We start from the raw sequence: 18,572 nt of genomic DNA, 5'->3' as shown, positions 1-18,572 counted from the left end.
GCGAGCCTGCTCGCGATGCTTCTAAGCCTTGCGCCAGTTGAGGATCAGCAAGGTCAACACCCCCGCCACAATCCCCCAGAACGCCGAGCCGATGGAAAACAGCGTCAACCCCGACGCCGTGACCATGAACGTCACCAGCGCCGCTTCCCGTTCCCGGGCTTCGCTCATGGCGATGCTCAAGCCATTGATGATCGACCCGAACAGCGCCAGGGCGGCGATGGACAGCACCAGTTCCTTGGGCAGCGCCGCGAACAACGCCGCCAGCGTGGCGCCGAACACCCCGGCGATGCCGTAGAAAATCCCGCACCAGACCGCCGCCGTGTAGCGCTTGTTGCGATCTTCGTGGGCGTGTGGGCCGGTGCAGATGGCCGCGCTGATGGCCGCCAGGTTGATGCCATGGGAACCGAACGGTGCCAACAGCAGCGAGGCGATGCCGGTGGTGGTGATCAGCGGCGAGGCTGGCACGTTGTAGCCGTCGGCGCGTAGCACGGCGATACCGGGCATGTTCTGTGAGGTCATTGCCACCACGAACAGCGGAATACCGATGCTGATGGTGGCCGCCAGGGAAAAGTGCGGTGTGGTCCAGACCGGCGTCGCGACTTCCAGGGCAAAGCCGCTGAAGTCCAGAAGCCCCAGCAGGCCGGACAATGCCGTGCCGATCAATAGCGCGGCCAGCACCGCGTAGCGCGGCGACAGACGCTTGACGATCAGGTAGGTGAAAAACATCCCCACCACCAGGTCGGTCCGATGCTGGGCGGCGACGAAAATCTCGCTGCCGATCTTGAACAGTATCCCCGCCAGCAAAGCCGCCGCCAGCGAGGCGGGAATGCGCTTGACCAGGCGCTCGAAACTGCCGGTCAGGCCGCAGATCGTCACCAGCACCGCGCAGGTGATATAGGCGCCGATGGCCTCGCCATAACTCACGCCGCCCAGGCTGGTGATCAGCAGTGCCGCTCCGGGGGTCGACCAGGCGATGGTGATCGGCGTGCGATAACGCAGCGACAGGCCGATGGAACACACCGCCATGCCGATGGAAATCGCCCAGATCCACGATGAAATCTGCCCGCTGGTCAGCCCCGCCGCCTGCCCGGCCTGGAACATCAGCACCAGGGAACTGGTGTAGCCGGTCATCATCGCGATGAACCCGGCGACGATGGCCGAGGGCGATGTGTCGGCCAGCGTGCGAAGTGGCGTGGTCGTGACTTCGGTCATGGTGGGCGGTGGTCCTTGTTGTAGATTGGGCACCTGTGGGGCAAGGCTCTTATCAGGTCTCACAGGTTGTGGGTTCAAGCCTAAACTCAACCCCGTAGCCGATTGCGATACAGCCACTCCCGCAAACAGCCGTACAGTCGTGTTGCCACCAGAGGTTGTGTACAATCGAGCTGTTTTTTACCGATACTGGCCAGCGACCCGCCGCGCCGTATTACAGTCACGGTCAATTCGCCGCAGTTCTCCCGACTCGAGTGCCCATGAACGAACAGTTGCAACCCCTCAAGAAACAACCGCGAACCGGTAAAGCCGGTCGCAGCGGTACCCAGGACGATATTGTCTACGCGCATATCTTCGAGGCCATCCTCGAACAACGTCTGGCGCCTGGTACAAAGTTGAGCGAAGAAGCACTGGGGGAGATTTTCGGGGTCAGCCGCACGATCATTCGCCGCGCGCTGTCGCGCCTGGCCCATGAAGGCGTGGTGTTGCTGCGGCCCAATCGCGGCGCCGTGGTTGCCAGCCCGAGTGTCGAAGAGGCTCGCCAGGTGTTCATGGCCCGGCGCCTGGTGGAACGGGCGATCACCGAACTGGCGGTGCAGCATGCTACCGCCGAGCAGTTGGCCGAATTGCGCCAGATGGTCAGCGACGAGCGCGACAGTTTTTCCCGGGGTGACCGTGGCGCCGGGATCCGCCTGTCAGGCGAGTTCCACCTCAAGCTGGCCGAAGCAGCGAAGAACGCGCCGCTGATCAGCTTCCAGCGCAGCCTCGTGTCCCAGACGTCGCTGATCATTGCCCAGTACGAAAGCGGCAATCGTTCCCATTGTTCCTATGACGAACACACCCAGTTGATCGACGCCATCGAAGCCCGTGACGCCACCCTGGCGGTGGACTTGATGATGCACCACATGGATCACATCGACAGCAAACTCAACCTTGACGAAGAAAGCGCGTCGGATGATTTGCACGCTGTGTTTTCGCATCTGTTGCAGAGCAAGAAGCCTGGGCGGTCGCCGGCCAAGCTCTGACCTCGCATCGTTCCCACGCAGAGCGTGGGAACGATCAATACATCGATCAACTGTGGGCGCGGGCTTGCTCGCGAAGGCGATCTGGAAGGCGACAACGCCTACCGCTGATGCACCAACCGCCCAGCCGCATACGTCTGCGCCACCGTCCGGTCATCCCCCAGCGTCATCAGCACAAACAACTTCTCGGCGATGTCCCGGGCCTGCTTCAGGCGGTAGCCCAGCAGCGGGGTGGCGTTGTAGTCGAGTACCAGGAAGTCGGCATCGGTGCCCGGTTGCAAAGTCCCGATCCTGTCTTCCAGGCGCAAGGCCCGGGCGCCGCCGAGGGTCGCCAGGTACAGCGACTTGAACGGGCTCAGTCGCGCCCCCTGCAACTGCATCACCTTGTAGGCTTCGTTCAGGGTATGCAGCAGCGAAAAACTGGTGCCGCCGCCCACGTCCGTGCCCAACCCGACGTTGACCTTGTGCTTCTCGGCCATCGGCAGGTTGAACAGGCCGCTGCCGAGGAAGAAGTTCGAGGTCGGGCAGAAGGCGATGGCGGACCCGGTCTCGGCCAGGCGCGCGCATTCGTCGTCGCACAGATGCACGCCGTGGGCGAACACCGAGCGCTCGCCGAGCAACTGGTAGTGGTCGTAGACGTCCAGGTAACCCTTGCGCTCGGGAAACAGTTCCTTGACCCACTGCACTTCCTGCAGGTTTTCGCTAATGTGGGTCTGCATGTACAGGTCGGGGTATTCGCCCAGCAACTGACCGGCCAGCGTCAACTGCTCCGGGGTGCTGGTGGGGGCGAAGCGGGGGGTCACGGCGTAATGCAGGCGGCCCTTGCCGTGCCAGCGCTCGATCAGCGCCTTGCTCTCGGTGTAGCCGGATTCGGCGGTGTCGGTCAGGTAGTCCGGGGCGTTGCGGTCCATCATTACCTTGCCGGCGATCATCCGCAGGTTCAGCTTCTCGGCCACTTCAAAGAACGCGTTTACCGATTCTGGGTGCACGCTGCCGAACACCAGCGCCGTGGTGGTGCCGTTGCGCAGCAGTTCCTTGACAAAGATATCGGCCACGGCATCGGCATGAGCTTTATCGGCGAACTGGCTTTCGCAGGGGAAGGTGTAGGTGTTGAGCCAGTCCAGCAACTGCTCGCCATAGGCACCGACCATGCCGGTCTGCGGCAGGTGGATGTGGGTGTCGATGAAGCCTGGGGTGATCAGCGCGTCCGGGTAATGGCTGATCTCGATGTCCGCCGTCAGCGTCGGCAGCAGGTCGTGGGCGTGGCCGATGGCGCTGATCTGGCCGTTTTCCACCACCAGCAAGCCGTCCTCGAAGTATTCAAAGGAGGCTTCGATACCGACTTCGGCCGGGTCGGCGAGGCTGTGGAGCAGGGCGGCGCGGTAGGCTTTGCGTGTCAGGGGCATGAAGGGTTTCTCAAAAAATAATGAATCAATGATTGGCTTGGCTGCGGCGCGAGGCCGGCAGCAGCTTGGCAATCGGTTCGGCACGCGCGGTGTGCTGGCCGAAATCGGCGTTATAGGTGGCGATGATTTCGCCGGCGATGGAGATGGCGATTTCCACCGGCAACTTGCCTTTGACTTCGCCGATGCCCATCGGGCACCGCATGCGTTGCAAGGTGCCGCTGTCGAAGCCGCGATCACGCAGGCGATGTTCGAACTTGACCCGCTTGGTCTTCGACCCGATCAGGCCGAAGTAGGCGAAGTCGTTGCGCTTGAGGATCGCCGCGCTCAGTTCCAGGTCGAGCTGATGGTTGTGGGTCATGACGATGCAGTAGCTGCCAGCGGGCAATTCGTCGACTTCGTCCAGCGGTTCCTCAGTGACGATTTTCCGTACGCCGTGAGGCAACTGTTCGGGAAACTCGGCTTCCCGCGAGTCGATCCAGCGCACCTTGCACGGCAGGCTCGCCAGCAACGGCACCAGGGCGCGGCCGACATGGCCGGCGCCGAACACGGCGATTTGCGCCTGCACCTGGCCCATGGGTTCGAACAACAACACCGTGACGCCGCCGCAGCACTGGCCAAGGCTGGCGCCGAGGCTGAAACGCTCCAGATGCGTGCTTTGCTGGCCGGTGGCAAGCATCTGCCGGGCGATTTCCATGGCCTTGTATTCCAGGTGCCCGCCACCGATGGTGTCGAACGTCTGGCTGGTGCTGATGACCATTTTCGAACCGGCGTTGCGGGGGGTGGAGCCCAGTTCCTCGATGATCGTTACCAGCACGCAGGGTTCACCGCGGGTTTGCAGGTCGGCGAGGGCGCTGATCCAGTTGTACATATTCACCTCGGCATCTCTGTTGTCTGTTCGGGCCTCATCGCGAGCAGGCTCGCTCCCACATTGGATCGGTGTTCACAAATCCCCTGTGGGAGCGAGCCTGCTCGCGATTGGCCGCGCCGTGGTCTAGAGCGAAGCCAACTCGGTTTCAGCCGGCTCAGCCGCAACAACCCTCAACCCACGCATCTGCTCACACCCCCACAACACCCGCTCCGGTGTCGCCGGCGCGTCGATTTTGGGTTGGTGCCGGTAATTCCCCAGGCTCGCCACGGCGTCCTTGATGGCGCACCACGCGGCGATGCCGAGCATGAACGGCGGTTCGCCCACGGCTTTGGAATGGAACACGGTGTCTTCGGGGTTCTTGCGGTTTTCCACCAAGCGGACTCGCAAGTCCAGCGGCATGTCGGCCACGGCGGGAATCTTGTAGCTGGCCGGGCCATTGGTCATCAGCTTGCCCTTGTCGTTCCACACCAGCTCTTCCATGGTCAGCCAGCCCATGCCCTGGATGAAGCCGCCCTCGACCTGGCCAATGTCGATGGCCGGGTTCAGCGAGGCGCCGACATCGTGGAGGATGTCGGTGCGTAGCATCTTGTATTCGCCGGTGAGGGTGTCGACGATCACCTCGGCACACGCCGCCCCGTAGGCGTAGTAGTAGAACGGCCGGCCGCGGGCCTGGCTGCGGTCGTAGTAGATTTTCGGGGTCTTGTAGAACCCGGTGCTCGACAGCGAGACCTGGGCGAAATACGCCTGTTGGACCAGCGCTTCGAAGGTCAGGATGTGATCGCGCACCCGCACATGACCGTTGTGGAATTCAACGTCCTCTTCACTGACCTTGTACTGCCGCGCCGCGAACGCCACCAGGCGCTGCTTGATGATCTCGGCGGCATTCTGTGCGGCCTTGCCGTTCAGGTCGGCGCCGCTGGAGGCGGCGGTGGGCGAGGTGTTCGGCACCTTGTCGGTGTTGGTCGCGGTGATCTGCACCCGGTCCATTTCTACCTGGAACACTTCGGCCACCACCTGCGCGACCTTGGTGTTCAAGCCCTGGCCCATTTCGGTGCCGCCATGGTTCAGGTGAATGCTGCCGTCGGTGTAGACATGGATCAGCGCGCCGGCCTGGTTGAGGAAACTGGCGGTGAACGAAATGCCAAACTTGACCGGCGTCAGCGCCAGGCCCTTTTTCAGGATCGGGCTATTGGCGTTGTAGCGACGGATCGCTTCGCGGCGTTCGGCGTACTGGCTGCTTTCTTCCAGCTCCGCGGTCATTTCCTCGAGCATGTTGTGCTCGACGGTCTGGTAGTAGTGGGTGACGTTGCGCTCGGTCTTGCCGTAATAGTTGGCCTTGCGCACCGCCAGCGGATCAAGGCCGAGGTGGCGAGCGATGGCGTCCATGACTTCTTCGATGGCGACCATCCCCTGCGGGCCGCCGAAACCCCGGTAGGCGGTGTTCGACGCGGTGTTGGTCTTGCAGCGGTGGCCATTGATGGTCGCATCGCCCAGGTAATAGGCGTTGTCGGCATGGAACATCGCGCGGTCGACGATCGACGCCGACAGGTCCGGTGAACAGCCGCAATTGCCGGCCAGCTCCAGAGCGATGCCGTGCAGGCGCCCGGTGCTGTCGAAGCCCACGTCGTATTCGATGTAGAAGGGGTGACGCTTGCCGGTCATCAGCATGTCTTCGACCCTTGGCAGGCGCATCTTGGTCGGCTGGCCGGTGAGGTGCGCGATCACCGCGCACAGGCATGCCGGGCTGGCGGCCTGGGTTTCCTTGCCGCCGAAGCCGCCGCCCATGCGGCGCATGTCCACCACCACTTTGTTCATCGACACGCCCAGCACTTCGGCCACCAGTTTTTGCACTTCGGTGGGGTTCTGGGTCGAGCAGTAGACGATCATGCCGCCGTCTTCGGTGGGCATCACCGAGGAGATCTGGGTTTCCAGGTAGAAGTGTTCCTGGCCGCCGATGTGCAGCGAGCCCTGGAGGCGATGCTCGGCGCTCGCCAGGGCAGTGGCGGAGTCGCCGCGCTGGTGGGTGTGGCTGTCGAGCACGAAGTGGCGTTTGCGCAGGGCCTCGACCACGTCCAGCACCGGCTCCAGGTCTTCATATTCAATGATCGCGGCCATCGCCGCCTGGCGCGCGGTTTCCAGGTCCCTGGCGGCGACGGCCAACACCGGTTGGCCGACGAACTGCACGTCGTCAATCGCCAGCAGCGGATCGCCCGGCAGCAACGGGCCGATGTCCTTGAGGCCGGGTACGTCCTCATGGGTGATGGCGATGCGCACGCCTTCGAAGGCGTAGCAAGGCGTGGTGTCGATGCGCAGGATTCGCGCGTGGGCCCGGTCCGAAAGCCGGGCGTAGACGTGTAACTGGTTGGGGAATTCGAGACGGTCGTCGATGTACTGGGCTTCGCCGGACACATGCTTGGCGGCGCTGTCGTGCTTGACGCTGCGGCCGACACCGGTGGTCAGGTCGCGGGCAAACAGCTCGGCCAGTTCGGCCTGGGTCTTCTCTACGGCGTGATGGTTAGACATAAGCGGTCACCCGAGTCTCGATGTGCGGCGTTTGCAGTTCGATGAAGTATTTGCGCAGCAGGTTGCGAGCGCTGAGCAGGCGGTATTCCTTGCTGGCGCGAAAGTCCGACAGCGGCGTGAAGTCTTCGGCCAGGGCCGAACAGGCGCGTTCGACGGTGCTGTCGTTCCACGGCGCGCCGATCAGCACGGCTTCGCAATGGCTGGCGCGCTTGGGCGTTGCCGCCATGCCGCCAAAGGCCACGCGGGCGTCGCGAACCACACCGTTGTCGATGCGCAGGTTGAAGGCCGCGCAAACGGCGGAAATGTCATCGTCCAGGCGCTTGGATACTTTGTAGGCGCGGAACGCCTGCTCGGCGCTGGCCCGGGGCACGATGATCTTCTCGATGAACTCGCTGTCCTGACGGGCGGTGACCCGGTAGTCGATGAAATAGTCTTCCAGCGCCAGGGTGCGCCGGGTCTGGCCCTTGCACAGGACGATCTGCGCGCCGAGGGCGATCAGCAGCGGCGGCGAGTCGCCAATCGGCGAAGCATTGCCGATGTTGCCGCCCAGGGTGCCCTGATTGCGGATCTGCAAGGAGGCGAAGCGTTGCAGCAGTTCGCCGAAGTCCGGGTACTCGGCCTTCAGGGCCTCGTAGCAGTCGGAAAGTGCAGTGGCGGCGCCGATCTCCAGGCGATCGTCGAAACGCTCGACGCGCTTGAGTTCGGCGACATTGCCCACGTAGATCATCACCGGCAGGGTGCGGTGGAATTGGGTGACTTCCAAGGCCAGGTCCGTGCCGCCGGCCAGCAACCGTGCCTGGGGATAAGCGTCGTAGAGATCGGCCAGGTCGGCCACGGTCAGCGGCACCAGGCAGCGCTTGTCGCCGCTGTTGAGTTCGCCGGTTTCCGTCGGGGCAATGGCTTTGAGGCGGGCAATGGTCTGCGCTTCGCGGGCGTCGAACTGGTCCGGTTGTTTGCCGCAGCAGGCCTGGTCGGCGGCGGCCAGGATCGGCCGGTAGCCGGTGCAGCGGCACAGGTTGCCGGCCAGGGCTTCATGGGCCTTGTGAGCGTCGGGCTGTTCGCTGTTCTTTTGCAGGGCGAACAGCGACATGACGAAGCCCGGCGTGCAGAAGCCGCATTGCGAACCGTGGCAATCGACCATCGCCTGCTGGACGCTATGCAGTTGGCCCTCGTGCTTGAGGTCTTCGACGCTGATCAGCTGTTTGCCATGCAGGGACGAGACGAACGTCAGGCACGAATTGAGGCTGCGATAACGAATGCCTTCGCGGCCGTTTTCATCGATGTGCAACTCGCCCACCACCACGGTGCACGCGCCACAGTCGCCGCTGGCGCAGCCTTCTTTGGTACCGGATTTACCGAGATGGTCGCGCAGGTAGTTGAGCACGGTCAGGTTCGGGTCCAGGGCGTGCTCGCTACGGAGTTCCTGGTTGAGTAAAAACTGGATCACGGAAGGCCTCGCAGACTCATTATTGTTGTATCGACGTGGACCGAATTTAGCAGGTCTGACTTTTCGGTCAATGATTTTCTGACTTAAGGGTCAGGAAAATTCGCTTTGTCGATGAGCAACGGATTTCGGTGTTGGTCCACCGGCGATGTCCTATACCTTCAGTTAAGCGCAAATCCCTGTGGGAGCGGGCTTGCTCGCGAAGGCGGCGGTCCTGCCGGAGGATTTCTTGCGCACGGGCTGGCCTCTTCGCGAGCAAGCCCGCTCCCACAAGGTTCCTGCCAGTAAAAATTTGCTTATATCGTGCCAAAAACCCGCTGCAGGCCCCGCGCCATGACGTATCGAGTGCGCTACACTGCGCCGCTTGTGCAAATCGAAGAGTTTGAAGGACAACCATGACGTTCAAGGCCCCGGACAGCCTCGCCGAGCAAATCGCCCATCATCTCGCCGAGCGCATCATTCGTGGCGAAATGAAGCCGGGAGAGCGCATCCAGGAACAAAAGGTCACGCTGGCGCTCAATGTCAGCCGCGGCTCGGTCCGCGAGGCCCTGCTGATCCTGGAACGGCGCCATCTGATCGCGATCCTGCCGCGCCGTGGCGCCCACGTCACCGAACTCACCGAACACAACGTGCGCAGCCTCTGCACGTTGATGAGCGAGCTGTACATCCTGCTCGGCAATGCCGTGGCCCATGGCTGGCAGCAACCGGCCGACATGGCGCCATTCGTGGCGATCCAGCAGCGCCTGACGGACGCCTACCAGCGCCAGGACATCCGTGCCTTCGTCGATGAAAGCTTCAGCGTGATGCGCGCCGCGTATCCCTTCGCCAACAACCCGTACCTGCAGGAAACCGTCGAGAACCTGCAACCGGCCATGAGTCGCGCCTATTTCCTCGCTCTGGACCAGCGCAAGGCCGAGATGAGCGAATTCCTCGACCTGTTCCAGCGCCTGCTGGTTGCCGTGCTCGCCCGTGACCTGCCGCAGGTCCGCACCGTGCTGACGGCCTACGCCCAGCGCAGTTGCGACCTGGTGGTTTCTGCCCTGACGGCGGCCTGACGTGCGACTCAAGTGCATCAAGCTGGCGGGGTTCAAGTCCTTCGTTGACCCGACCACGGTGAACTTCCCCAGTAACATGGCGGCGGTGGTCGGGCCCAATGGTTGCGGCAAATCCAACATCATCGACGCCGTGCGCTGGGTGATGGGCGAAAGTTCGGCCAAGAACCTGCGTGGCGAATCGATGACCGACGTCATCTTCAACGGCTCCACCAGTCGCAAACCGGTGAGCCAGGCCAGCATCGAACTGGTGTTCGATAACTCCGACAGCACCCTGGTCGGCGAATACGCGGCCTATGCGGAAATTTCCATTCGTCGCAAAGTCACCCGCGACAGCCAGAACAGTTACTTCCTCAACGGCGCCAAATGCCGGCGCCGCGACATCACCGATATTTTCCTGGGCACCGGCCTGGGCCCGCGCAGCTACTCGATCATCGAGCAGGGCATGATCTCCAAGCTGATCGAGGCCAAGCCCGAAGACCTGCGCAACTTCATCGAAGAAGCCGCCGGTATTTCCAAGTACAAGGAACGGCGCCGCGAGACGGAAAACCGTATCCGCCGCACCCACGAAAACCTCGCCCGTTTGACTGACCTGCGTGACGAACTCGAACGCCAGCTCGAACGCCTGCACCGTCAGGCCGAAGCGGCCAAGAAGTACCAGGAATACAAGGGCGAGGAGCGCCAGCTCAAGGCCCAGCTCTCGGCCCTGCGCTGGCAGGCGTTGAACGAGCAGGTCGGCCAGCGCGAGGCGGTGATCGGCAACCAGGAAGTCAGCTTCGAGGCGTTGGTGGCCGAGCAGCGCAACGCCGACGCGGCCATCGAACGCTTGCGGGACGGGCACCACGACCTGTCAGAACGCTTCAATCTGGTGCAGGGGCGCTTCTATTCCGTGGGCGGCGACATCGCCCGGGTCGAACAGAGCATCCAGCATGGTCAGCAACGATTGCGCCAGTTGCAGGATGACTTGAAAGAAGCCGAGCGCGCGCGCCTGGAAACCGAATCCCACCTGGGCCACGACCGCACGCTGCTGCTGACCCTTGGCGAAGAGCTGGAACGGCTCACGCCGGAGCAGGAAATCACCAGCGCCGCCGCCGAAGAAGCCGCAGCGGCACTGGAAGAAGCCGAGCTGACCATGCACGGCTGGCAAGAACAGTGGGACAGTTTCAACCTGACCTCGGCCGAGCCGCGGCGCCAGGCCGAGGTCCAGCAGTCGCGCATCCAGCAACTGGAAACCAGCATGGAGCGCCTGGCCGAGCGCCAGCGCCGGCTCGCCGAAGAGCGCGCGTTGCTCGCGGCGGACCCGGAAGATGCGGCGATCCTGGACCTGAGCGAACAACTGGCGGCCAGTGAAGCCACCCTCGAAGACTTGCAGGCCAGCGAAGACGCCCAGGTCGAACGGCTTGAGCAACTGCGCCAGGCCTTGCAATTGGCCTTGCACAATCAGCAGCAGGCCCAGGGTGAGTTGCAGCGGCTCAATGGCCGCCTTGCCTCGCTGGAGGCCTTGCAACAAGCCGCGCTGGACCCCGGCACCGGCACCGCCGAATGGTTGCGGGACCAACATCTGGCCGAGCGCCCACGGTTGGCCGAGGGCCTGAAGGTCGATGCCGGTTGGGAGTTGGCGGTGGAAACCGTGCTCGGTGCCGACCTGCAAGCGGTGTTGGTGGATGACTTTGGCGGCTTCGACCTGTCGGGCTTCAGCCAGGGTGACCTGCGCCTGCTCAGCCCGGCCGGCGATGGCGTGCGCGTGCCCGGCAGCCTGCTCGACAAAGTCGAGGTCCAGGTCGATCTGTCGCCCTGGCTGGGCCAGGTCAAACCGGTGGACAGCCTTGAGCAGGCCTTGGCCTTGCGCGGGCAATTGGCGACGGGCGAAAGCCTGATCAGCCGCGACGGGTATTGGGTCGGTCGGCATTTCCTGCGGGTGCGCCGGGCCAGTGAAGCCGAGAGCGGCATGCTCGCCCGTGGCCAGGAAATCCAGCGCCTGGGCGCCGAGCGCGAAGAGCGCGAGGCCAGCGTCGAAGCCCTGGAAAGCGAACTGCAGAACCTGCGGGCGCAACAGCGTCAGCAGGAGAACGGCCGTGAACACCTGCGTCGGCTGTTGCAGGACGAAGCCCGCCAGCAGGGTGAGCTGAAGGCGCAATTGTCAGCCGGCAAGGCCAAGGTTGAGCAGTTGGCGTTGCGCCGCAGCCGCCTTGAAGAAGAGATCGCCGAGCAAGGCGAGCAGCGCGCGCTGGAACATGAACAGATCGGCGAGGCGCGCCTGCAATTGCAGGATGCCCTCGATGCCATGGCCCTGGACACCGAACAGCGCGAGTTGCTGCTGGCCCAGCGCGACAGCCTGCGCGAACGCCTCGACCGGGTGCGCCAGGAAGCCCGTCAGCACAAGGATCACGCCCATCAGTTGGCGGTGCGCCTGGGCTCGCTCAAGGCGCAGCACGATTCCACGCGCCAGGCGCTGGAACGCCTGGAAATGCAGTCCGAGCGCCTGACCGAAAAACGCGAGCAGTTGAGCCTCAATCTGGAGGAGGGCGAGGCGCCGCTGGAAGAGCTGCGACTCAAGCTCGAAGAGTTGCTCGACAAACGCATGAGCGTCGACGAGGAACTCAAGACGGCGCAAATCGCCCTGGAGGACGCCGACCGCGAACTGCGCGACGCCGAGAAGCGTCGCAGCCAGGCCGAGCAGCAATCCCAGCTTATCCGTACCCAGATGGAACAGCAGCGCATGGAATGGCAAGCCCTGACCGTGCGTCGCAAAGCCCTGCAGGACCAATTGCTGGAAGACGGCTACGACCTCAACGGCGTGCTCGCCACCCTGGTGGCCGGGGCGAACGAGAAGGACGCCGAGGAAGAGCTGGAACGCATTGCCCTGCGCATCCAGCGGCTGGGGGCTATCAATCTGGCGGCCATCGATGAGTACCAGCAACAGTCCGAACGCAAGCGCTACCTGGATGCGCAGAACGATGACCTGGTGGAAGCGCTGGAGACCCTGGAAAACGTCATCCGCAAGATCGACAAGGAAACCCGTAACCGCTTCAAGGATACCTTTGATCAGATCAACGGCGGTTTACAGGCACTTTTCCCGAAAGTTTTCGGTGGCGGCAGCGCCTACTTGGAACTGACGGGCGAAGATTTACTCGATACAGGGGTGACCATCATGGCGCGTCCTCCTGGCAAGAAGAACAGCACCATCCATTTGCTCTCCGGCGGCGAGAAGGCGTTGACTGCCCTGGCCTTGGTTTTTGCCATTTTCAAACTGAACCCGGCGCCGTTCTGCATGCTCGACGAAGTCGACGCACCACTGGACGACGCGAACGTAGGCCGTTACGCACGGCTGGTGAAGGAAATGTCCGAGACAGTGCAGTTCATCTACATCACCCACAACAAGATCGCCATGGAAATGGCCGACCAGTTGATGGGTGTGACCATGCATGAGCCGGGCTGCTCGCGACTGGTGGCCGTGGATGTGGAGGAGGCGATGGCGATGGTGGACGCCTAGCGGCGAGCTGCAAGCGATGTGGCTTCGACTTTTAGCTTATGGCTTGTAGCTGACAGCTTGAAGCTGCTGTTATGTAGCTTGTCGCTGTGTGTCATGCTAGTTTAATGTCAATTTTTTCGTATGCGTGGGCAAAACGCCATTCAGAACATAGAGTTGGCGCCACGTTTTAAAGCGGTTTGCAATTAGCTAAGCCCCTTATTTTTCAGCATTTTTATAGAGGCACGGGATTACATGGAAATCGGTCTGCGCGAGTGGCTGATCGTCATCGGCATCATTGTCATTGCCGGTATTCTTTTCGACGGCTGGCGCCGTATGCGCGGCGGCAAGGGGAAACTCAAGTTTCGCCTGGATCGCAGCCTGTCGAACCTGCCGGATGACGATGGCAACGCCGAACTGCTGGGCCCGCCCCGGGTGCTCGATACCCACAAGGAGCCGCAGCTGGATGAGCACGACCTGCCGTCGATGAGTGCTCCTGCGCGCGAGCCACGAGAGTCGGGTTCCAAGCGCGGCAAGCGCAACAGCGAACCATCCCAGGGTGACCTGAACCTCAACCTGGACCTGGACGGCGGCCCGAGTTTCAACAGCCGTGACGACGACTTCCCGGACGAGGGCAAACCTTCGAGCGCCGACAAGGATCAGGCCCTGGCTGAAGAAGTGCTGGTGATCAGCGTGATCTGCCGCGACCCGGCCGGCTTCAAGGGCCCGGCGTTGCTGCAGAACATCCTCGAAAGCGGCCTGCGTTTCGGCGAGATGGACATTTTCCACCGTCACGAAAGCATGGCCGGCAATGGCGAGGTGCTGTTTTCCATGGCCAACGCCGTCAAGCCTGGTGTGTTCGACCTGGACGACATCGACCACTTCAGCACCCCGGCGGTGAGTTTCTTCCTTGGCTTGCCAGGCCCGCGTCATCCCAAGCAGGCCTTCGACGTGATGGTGGCTGCGGCGCGCAAGTTGTCCCAGGAGCTCAACGGTGAGTTGAAGGATGACCAGCGCAGCGTGCTGACCGCCCAGACCATCGAGCATTACCGCCAGCGCATCGTCGAGTTCGAGCGCCGGGCCTTGACCCAGAAGCGCTGACAGATGAAAGGGCTCTCCTTGACGAGGGCTTTGTGTGACGAGGGAGCCTGCTCCCGCTGGAGGGCGAAGCGCCCCCTGTGATTGAAAAACAGAGCAGCTTCGGCTGCTCTTTTGCTTTATGAGAGAACACCTATGAAAGCCGCTGAAACCCGTATCCTGGCGCTGCGTACCGAACTGGATCAGCACAACTACCGCTACCACGTCCTTGATGAGCCGAGCATCCCGGACGCCGAGTACGACCGCCTGTTCCACGAACTCAAGGCCCTGGAAGCGCAGCACCCGGAGCTGGTGACCAGCGACTCGCCAACCCAGCGGGTTGGCAGCGTGGCGCTGTCGGCGTTCAGCCAGGTGCGTCACGAGATACCGATGCTCAGCCTGGGCAATGCCTTCGACGAAACCACGATGCGCGAATTCGACCGCCGAGTGACCGAAGGTCTCGACCTGCCGGTGGGCGATCTGCTGGGCGGCGGTGCGGCGGTGGAGTACAGCTGCGAGCCCAAGCTCGATGGCCTGGCGGTCAGCCTGTTGTACCAGGACGGCGTGCTGGTACGCGGGGCCACGCGCGGTGACGGCACCACCGGCGAAGACATCAGCGTCAACGTGCGCACCGTGCGCAACATTCCCCTCAAGTTGCAGGGCGGTGGCTGGCCGCCCGTGCTGGAGGTGCGTGGCGAGGTGTACATGTCCAAGGCCGGCTTCGAGCGCCTCAACGCCACGCAGTTGGAGGCGGGCGGCAAGACCTTCGCCAACCCGCGCAACGCGGCGGCCGGCAGTCTGCGGCAATTGGATTCGAAAATCACTGCCAATCGCCCGCTGGAATTCTGCTGCTATGGCATCGGCCAGGTGAGCACCGACATCGCCGATACCCACATCGGCAACCTCAAGCAGCTCAAGGCCTGGGGCATGCCCATCAGCCGCGAGTTGAAACTGGCCCACGGCATCGACGAATGCCTGGATTACTACCGTGACATCGGCGAGCGTCGCAACGCGCTGCCCTATGAAATCGACGGCGTGGTGTTCAAGGTCAACAGCATCGCTTCCCAGCGTGAACTGGGTTTCCGCGCCCGTGAGCCGCGCTGGGCCATCGCCCATAAATTCCCCGCCAGCGAAGAACTCACCGAACTGCTGGACGTCGAGTTTCAGGTTGGCCGCACCGGCGCGGTCACGCCGGTGGCTCGTCTCAAGCCGGTAAAAGTCGCCGGTGTGACTGTCGCCAACGCGACGTTGCACAACATGGACGAAGTGGCGCGCCTGGGCCTGATGATTGGCGACACGGTGATTATCCGTCGTGCCGGGGACGTGATCCCGCAGGTGGTGCAAGTCGTCACCGAGCGCCGTCCGGAAAATGCCCGCCCGGTGGAAGTCCCTCAACGGTGTCCGGTATGCGGTTCCCATGTGGAACGCACCCAACTGATCAAGCGCAGCAAGGGCCGCGAGACCATCAGCGAAGGCGCGGTGTACCGTTGCGTCGGCCGGCTGGCCTGCGGGGCGCAACTCAAGCAGGCGATCATCCATTTCGTCTCGCGCCGGGCCATGGACATCGAAGGCCTGGGCGAGAAGAGCGTTGAACAATTGGTGGACGAAGGCCTGGTGGGTTCACCTGCGGATCTGTATGCCCTGACCTTCGAGCAGGTGGTCGACCTGGAAGGCTTTGCCGAACTGTCGAGCAAGAACCTGCTGGCGGCGATTGTCGACAGCAAGAAACCGAGCCTGGCGCGTTTCATCTACGCCCTCGGCATCCCGGACGTGGGCGAAGAAACCGCCAAGGTCCTGGCTCGCTCCCTGGGATCGCTGGAGCGTGTCCAGGCCGCCTTGCCTCACGTGCTCACCTACTTGCCCGACGTTGGCCTGGAAGTGGCCCACGAGATCCACAGCTTCTTTGAAGACCCGCACAACCGCGAGGTGATCAAGGACCTGCTGCGCCACGGCCTGGAGATCCAGGACCAGGGCGAACTGGGCGCCGAGTTCTCGGCCAGCACCACCCTGGGCGGCTTTCTGGACAAGCTGCACATCCCATCGGTCGGGCCGGGTGGGGCACAGAAACTGGCGGACAAGTTCGGGTCAATCGAAGCGGTCATGAACGCCGACTGGCTGGACATGCGCCAGGCGCTGCCGGAAAGACAGGCCAACGCCGTGCGCGAGTTTTTCGCCGTTGCCGACAACCGCCAGCAAGCGCAGGCCGCCGAGCAACAGCTGCGGGACTTCGGCATGCATTGGCAGAGCGAGAAGAAAGTCGTCGAAGGTTTGCCCGAGGCAGGACATACCTGGGTGCTGACCGGTTCGCTGGAGTTGATGAGCCGCGACGTCGCCAAGGACAAGCTGGAGAGCCTGGGGGCCAAGGTCGCCGGCTCCGTGTCGGCGAAAACCCATTGCGTCGTCGCCGGGCCGGGCGCGGGTTCGAAGCTGGCCAAGGCCAGCGAGCTGGGGGTCAAGGTGCTGGATGAAGAGGCGTTCGTGGCGTTTCTCGGGAAGCACGGCATCACGGTCTAGCCGCGAGTGGAACGATCGGGGTCGGACGATGATCTAGTCTTGCAGCCTCCTGGAGAGATCGTCATGTACCGCTTCTTCGAACAACTGAGCTCACGCATCGCCGCACCATTGCTGGGGGATCGATCGCGCAACAGCAAGGTCTGGCCGTGTCGTTGCGGCCAGTCACTGTTTTTTCGCAACAGCCAATGCCTGGCCTGCCTGGCGGCGTTGGGTTATCAACCGGAACAGAGTCGCCTTTCGTCCCTGCAACCGGGCGAGCAACCTGACACCTGGACCCTGGATGCCGACCCGCAGGCCGGGCGGTTTCGCCGTTGCGCCAACCTCGATACCCCAGCGGCGTGCAATTGGCTGCTGCCAGCCAATGGGCCCGACACCTTGTGCATCGCCTGTAGCCTGAACCGCACCATCCCTGATCTGTCGATCCCGGAAAACCCCGAGCGCTGGTGCAAGGTGGAGACCGCCAAGCGTCGGCTGGTGGCGCAGCTGATCACCCTCGGTCTGCCGGTCGTCCCGAAAACCGTCGATGAAAGCGCGGGCCTGGCCTTCGATTTCCTCGGCGTCAACCCCGACGGCAAGCCGCCGACCACCGGCCACGCCAATGGACTGATCACCCTCGACATCAAAGAGGCGGACGACGCCCATCGCGAACACGTGCGCCAGCAGATGCGCGAGCCGTACCGCACCTTGCTCGGGCATTTCCGTCACGAGGTGGGGCACTACTACTGGGATCGACTGATCGCCAACAGCCATTGGCTCGAAGCGTTTCGCCAGTTGTTCGGCGACGAGCGCGCCAGTTATTCCGAAGCCCTGGAGCGACACTACCAGCAGGGCGCGCCGCTGGGCTGGCAAACCCACTACGTCAGCGCCTACGCGACCATGCACCCCTGGGAAGACTGGGCCGAGACTTGGGCGCACTATCTGCACATGATGGACGCAGTAGACACCGCGCTGGGCTTCGGCATGAGCGCCCGGGAAATGGACTTCGACTACCAGCCGTTTCCGTCCGAGACCTTGTACGACCCTGGGCATGCCGGCGGCACGGCGTTCCTGTCATTCGTCAACGCCTGGATCGAACTGGCCGGTATGCTCAACGAATTGTCCCGCAGCATGGGCCAGCCGGATTTCTACCCGTTCGTCGTCCCGGCTGCGGTCATCACCAAGTTGCATTTCATCCACCTGGTGACTCAGGGCGAGGGTGGTCGGGCGGATGAGGTGTTGTTGTAGTCTGGCTGGCTCGACAGCGCTGCATATATGATCTGTACGGCTGGTTTGCAGCCCTAGGATGTAACGGTTTTGGTAACAAAAATTTCTAAGGATAGAATGCCGGCGGAACGAGTGCTCGTAATAGTTACTATCTATTCTGATAGTACTCTGTGTTCAAATTTTCCCTTACTCTGAAACGCTCAAGAATGATGGTTTTGGTGCTTAGGAGAATGTGATGAACGATAAGAGAACAGATACCCACAATGAACGAGTTGTAATCCCCAATGCTCCTCGGAATCTTGCCCAGGCTGGTGCAACTCAATACACCATCCTGTTGAGCTGGCTGATTTCGGATAATGTCAGGCCCGATGAAATAGCCAGTCATACGTTTAAAGTGACCAGAACAGAAAATGGGCAGGAGCAATTCGTACCTGCAGCTCGAATACAACCGGATGGCAATGGTCAATACTCTCATACCATCGAAGTCAGTGGAGGTTCACAGCCTGTTAAGTTTAATGTGCAAGTCAGGGCTCAGGCGCTCAACGCGGAATATGGCCCCTTCTGTCCAGTATTAATCTGTTCAACAGCGGTTGAGTAATATTTGACAATCAGTTTATTTTCTCGTGCTGAAATAGGAGGGAGCTACGTTTTGAGCAAGGCTCGTCTGCGATAGCGATGAATCTCCTTGCATTGAAGTTGAATATGCCTAAGCCATCGCGAGCAAGCTCGCTCCCACATACAGGCTTGTGAACACCGAGCCTCTGTGGAAGCGAGCTTGCTCGCGA

At 62.3% G+C, this 18,572-nt stretch carries 12 protein-coding genes; 7 read left to right on the top strand and 5 right to left on the bottom strand.

Features of this window, described 5'->3' with window-relative positions; all coding sequences use genetic code 11:
- Window positions 1-21 precede the first annotated feature (21 nt).
- Window positions 22-1,212: a benzoate/H(+) symporter BenE family transporter gene (locus J7E36_RS21580; protein ID WP_215007580.1), complete on the bottom strand. Its 1,191-nt coding sequence runs from the start codon at window positions 1,210-1,212 to the stop codon at window positions 22-24.
- Window positions 1,213-1,469: 257 nt separating this feature from the next.
- Between J7E36_RS21580 and J7E36_RS21575 the strand changes: the two genes are divergently transcribed.
- The gene (locus J7E36_RS21575) at window positions 1,470-2,234 is read left to right on the top strand and encodes a GntR family transcriptional regulator (RefSeq protein WP_215007577.1); all 765 of its coding nucleotides are present in this window, start codon (window positions 1,470-1,472) and stop codon (window positions 2,232-2,234) included.
- A gap of 98 nt (window positions 2,235-2,332) precedes the next feature.
- Here the strand turns inward: J7E36_RS21575 and guaD are convergent, their stop codons facing one another.
- The 4 genes from guaD to xdhA form a co-directional block, all read right to left on the bottom strand.
- Window positions 2,333-3,637, bottom strand: coding sequence for a guanine deaminase (guaD, locus tag J7E36_RS21570; protein WP_215007574.1), 1,305 nt, complete (start codon window positions 3,635-3,637; stop codon window positions 2,333-2,335).
- A gap of 25 nt (window positions 3,638-3,662) precedes the next feature.
- Window positions 3,663-4,505, bottom strand: coding sequence for a xanthine dehydrogenase accessory protein XdhC (xdhC, locus tag J7E36_RS21565; RefSeq protein ID WP_215007559.1), 843 nt, complete (start codon window positions 4,503-4,505; stop codon window positions 3,663-3,665).
- Between the two features lie 123 nt (window positions 4,506-4,628).
- Window positions 4,629-7,028, bottom strand: a complete 2,400-nt coding sequence (gene xdhB, locus J7E36_RS21560; protein WP_215007556.1) for a xanthine dehydrogenase molybdopterin binding subunit — start codon at window positions 7,026-7,028, stop codon at window positions 4,629-4,631.
- Window positions 7,021-8,475 carry a xanthine dehydrogenase small subunit gene (gene xdhA / locus J7E36_RS21555; RefSeq protein WP_215007553.1) on the bottom strand — a complete coding sequence of 485 codons (1,455 nt, stop codon included), beginning with the start codon at window positions 8,473-8,475 and terminating at the stop codon, window positions 7,021-7,023. Before xdhA ends, xdhB begins: the two co-directional genes overlap by 8 nt.
- Before the next feature lie 392 nt (window positions 8,476-8,867).
- On the opposite strand from xdhA, the gene J7E36_RS21550 reads away from it, so the two are divergent.
- From J7E36_RS21550 to J7E36_RS21525, 6 genes are all read left to right on the top strand, one after another.
- A complete protein-coding gene (locus J7E36_RS21550; RefSeq protein WP_215007550.1) occupies window positions 8,868-9,527 on the top strand; it encodes a GntR family transcriptional regulator in 660 nt (219 codons plus the stop codon).
- A 1-nt stretch (window position 9,528) separates the two neighbouring features.
- Window positions 9,529-13,017: a chromosome segregation protein SMC gene (gene smc / locus J7E36_RS21545; protein ID WP_215007547.1), complete on the top strand. Its 3,489-nt coding sequence runs from the start codon at window positions 9,529-9,531 to the stop codon at window positions 13,015-13,017.
- A gap of 231 nt (window positions 13,018-13,248) precedes the next feature.
- A complete protein-coding gene (zipA, locus tag J7E36_RS21540; protein WP_215007544.1) occupies window positions 13,249-14,094 on the top strand; it encodes a cell division protein ZipA in 846 nt (281 codons plus the stop codon).
- A 132-nt stretch (window positions 14,095-14,226) separates the two neighbouring features.
- The gene (gene ligA, locus J7E36_RS21535) at window positions 14,227-16,584 is read left to right on the top strand and encodes an NAD-dependent DNA ligase LigA (RefSeq protein WP_215007542.1); all 2,358 of its coding nucleotides are present in this window, start codon (window positions 14,227-14,229) and stop codon (window positions 16,582-16,584) included.
- 63 nt (window positions 16,585-16,647) lie between these two features.
- Window positions 16,648-17,808, top strand: a complete 1,161-nt coding sequence (locus tag J7E36_RS21530) for a zinc-binding metallopeptidase family protein (protein WP_215007539.1) — start codon at window positions 16,648-16,650, stop codon at window positions 17,806-17,808.
- Window positions 17,809-18,022: 214 nt separating this feature from the next.
- On the top strand, window positions 18,023-18,385 hold the full coding sequence (locus J7E36_RS21525; protein ID WP_215007536.1) for a hypothetical protein: 363 nt from the start codon (window positions 18,023-18,025) through the stop codon (window positions 18,383-18,385).
- The last annotated feature ends 187 nt before the right edge of the window (window positions 18,386-18,572 follow it).

This window comes from Pseudomonas fluorescens (assembly GCF_018614775.1).
Classification (GTDB): Bacteria; Pseudomonadota; Gammaproteobacteria; order Pseudomonadales; family Pseudomonadaceae; genus Aquipseudomonas; species Aquipseudomonas fluorescens_BY.
The sequence above is the reverse complement of the archived record's forward strand: the minus strand, read 5'-3'. Positions and strand labels throughout refer to the sequence as shown.

Coding starts and splice junctions, on each gene's coding strand:
- ligA (WP_215007542.1), top strand. CDS start 14,227: ATGAAAGCCGCTGAAACCCGTATCCTGGCGCTGCGTACCGAACTGGAT.
- xdhC (WP_215007559.1), bottom strand. CDS start 4,505: ATGTACAACTGGATCAGCGCCCTCGCCGACCTGCAAACCCGCGGTGAA.
- J7E36_RS21550 (WP_215007550.1), top strand. CDS start 8,868: ATGACGTTCAAGGCCCCGGACAGCCTCGCCGAGCAAATCGCCCATCAT.
- J7E36_RS21525 (WP_215007536.1), top strand. CDS start 18,023: ATGAACGATAAGAGAACAGATACCCACAATGAACGAGTTGTAATCCCC.
- J7E36_RS21575 (WP_215007577.1), top strand. CDS start 1,470: ATGAACGAACAGTTGCAACCCCTCAAGAAACAACCGCGAACCGGTAAA.
- J7E36_RS21580 (WP_215007580.1), bottom strand. CDS start 1,212: ATGACCGAAGTCACGACCACGCCACTTCGCACGCTGGCCGACACATCG.
- zipA (WP_215007544.1), top strand. CDS start 13,249: ATGGAAATCGGTCTGCGCGAGTGGCTGATCGTCATCGGCATCATTGTC.
- xdhB (WP_215007556.1), bottom strand. CDS start 7,028: ATGTCTAACCATCACGCCGTAGAGAAGACCCAGGCCGAACTGGCCGAG.
- J7E36_RS21530 (WP_215007539.1), top strand. CDS start 16,648: ATGTACCGCTTCTTCGAACAACTGAGCTCACGCATCGCCGCACCATTG.
- guaD (WP_215007574.1), bottom strand. CDS start 3,637: ATGCCCCTGACACGCAAAGCCTACCGCGCCGCCCTGCTCCACAGCCTC.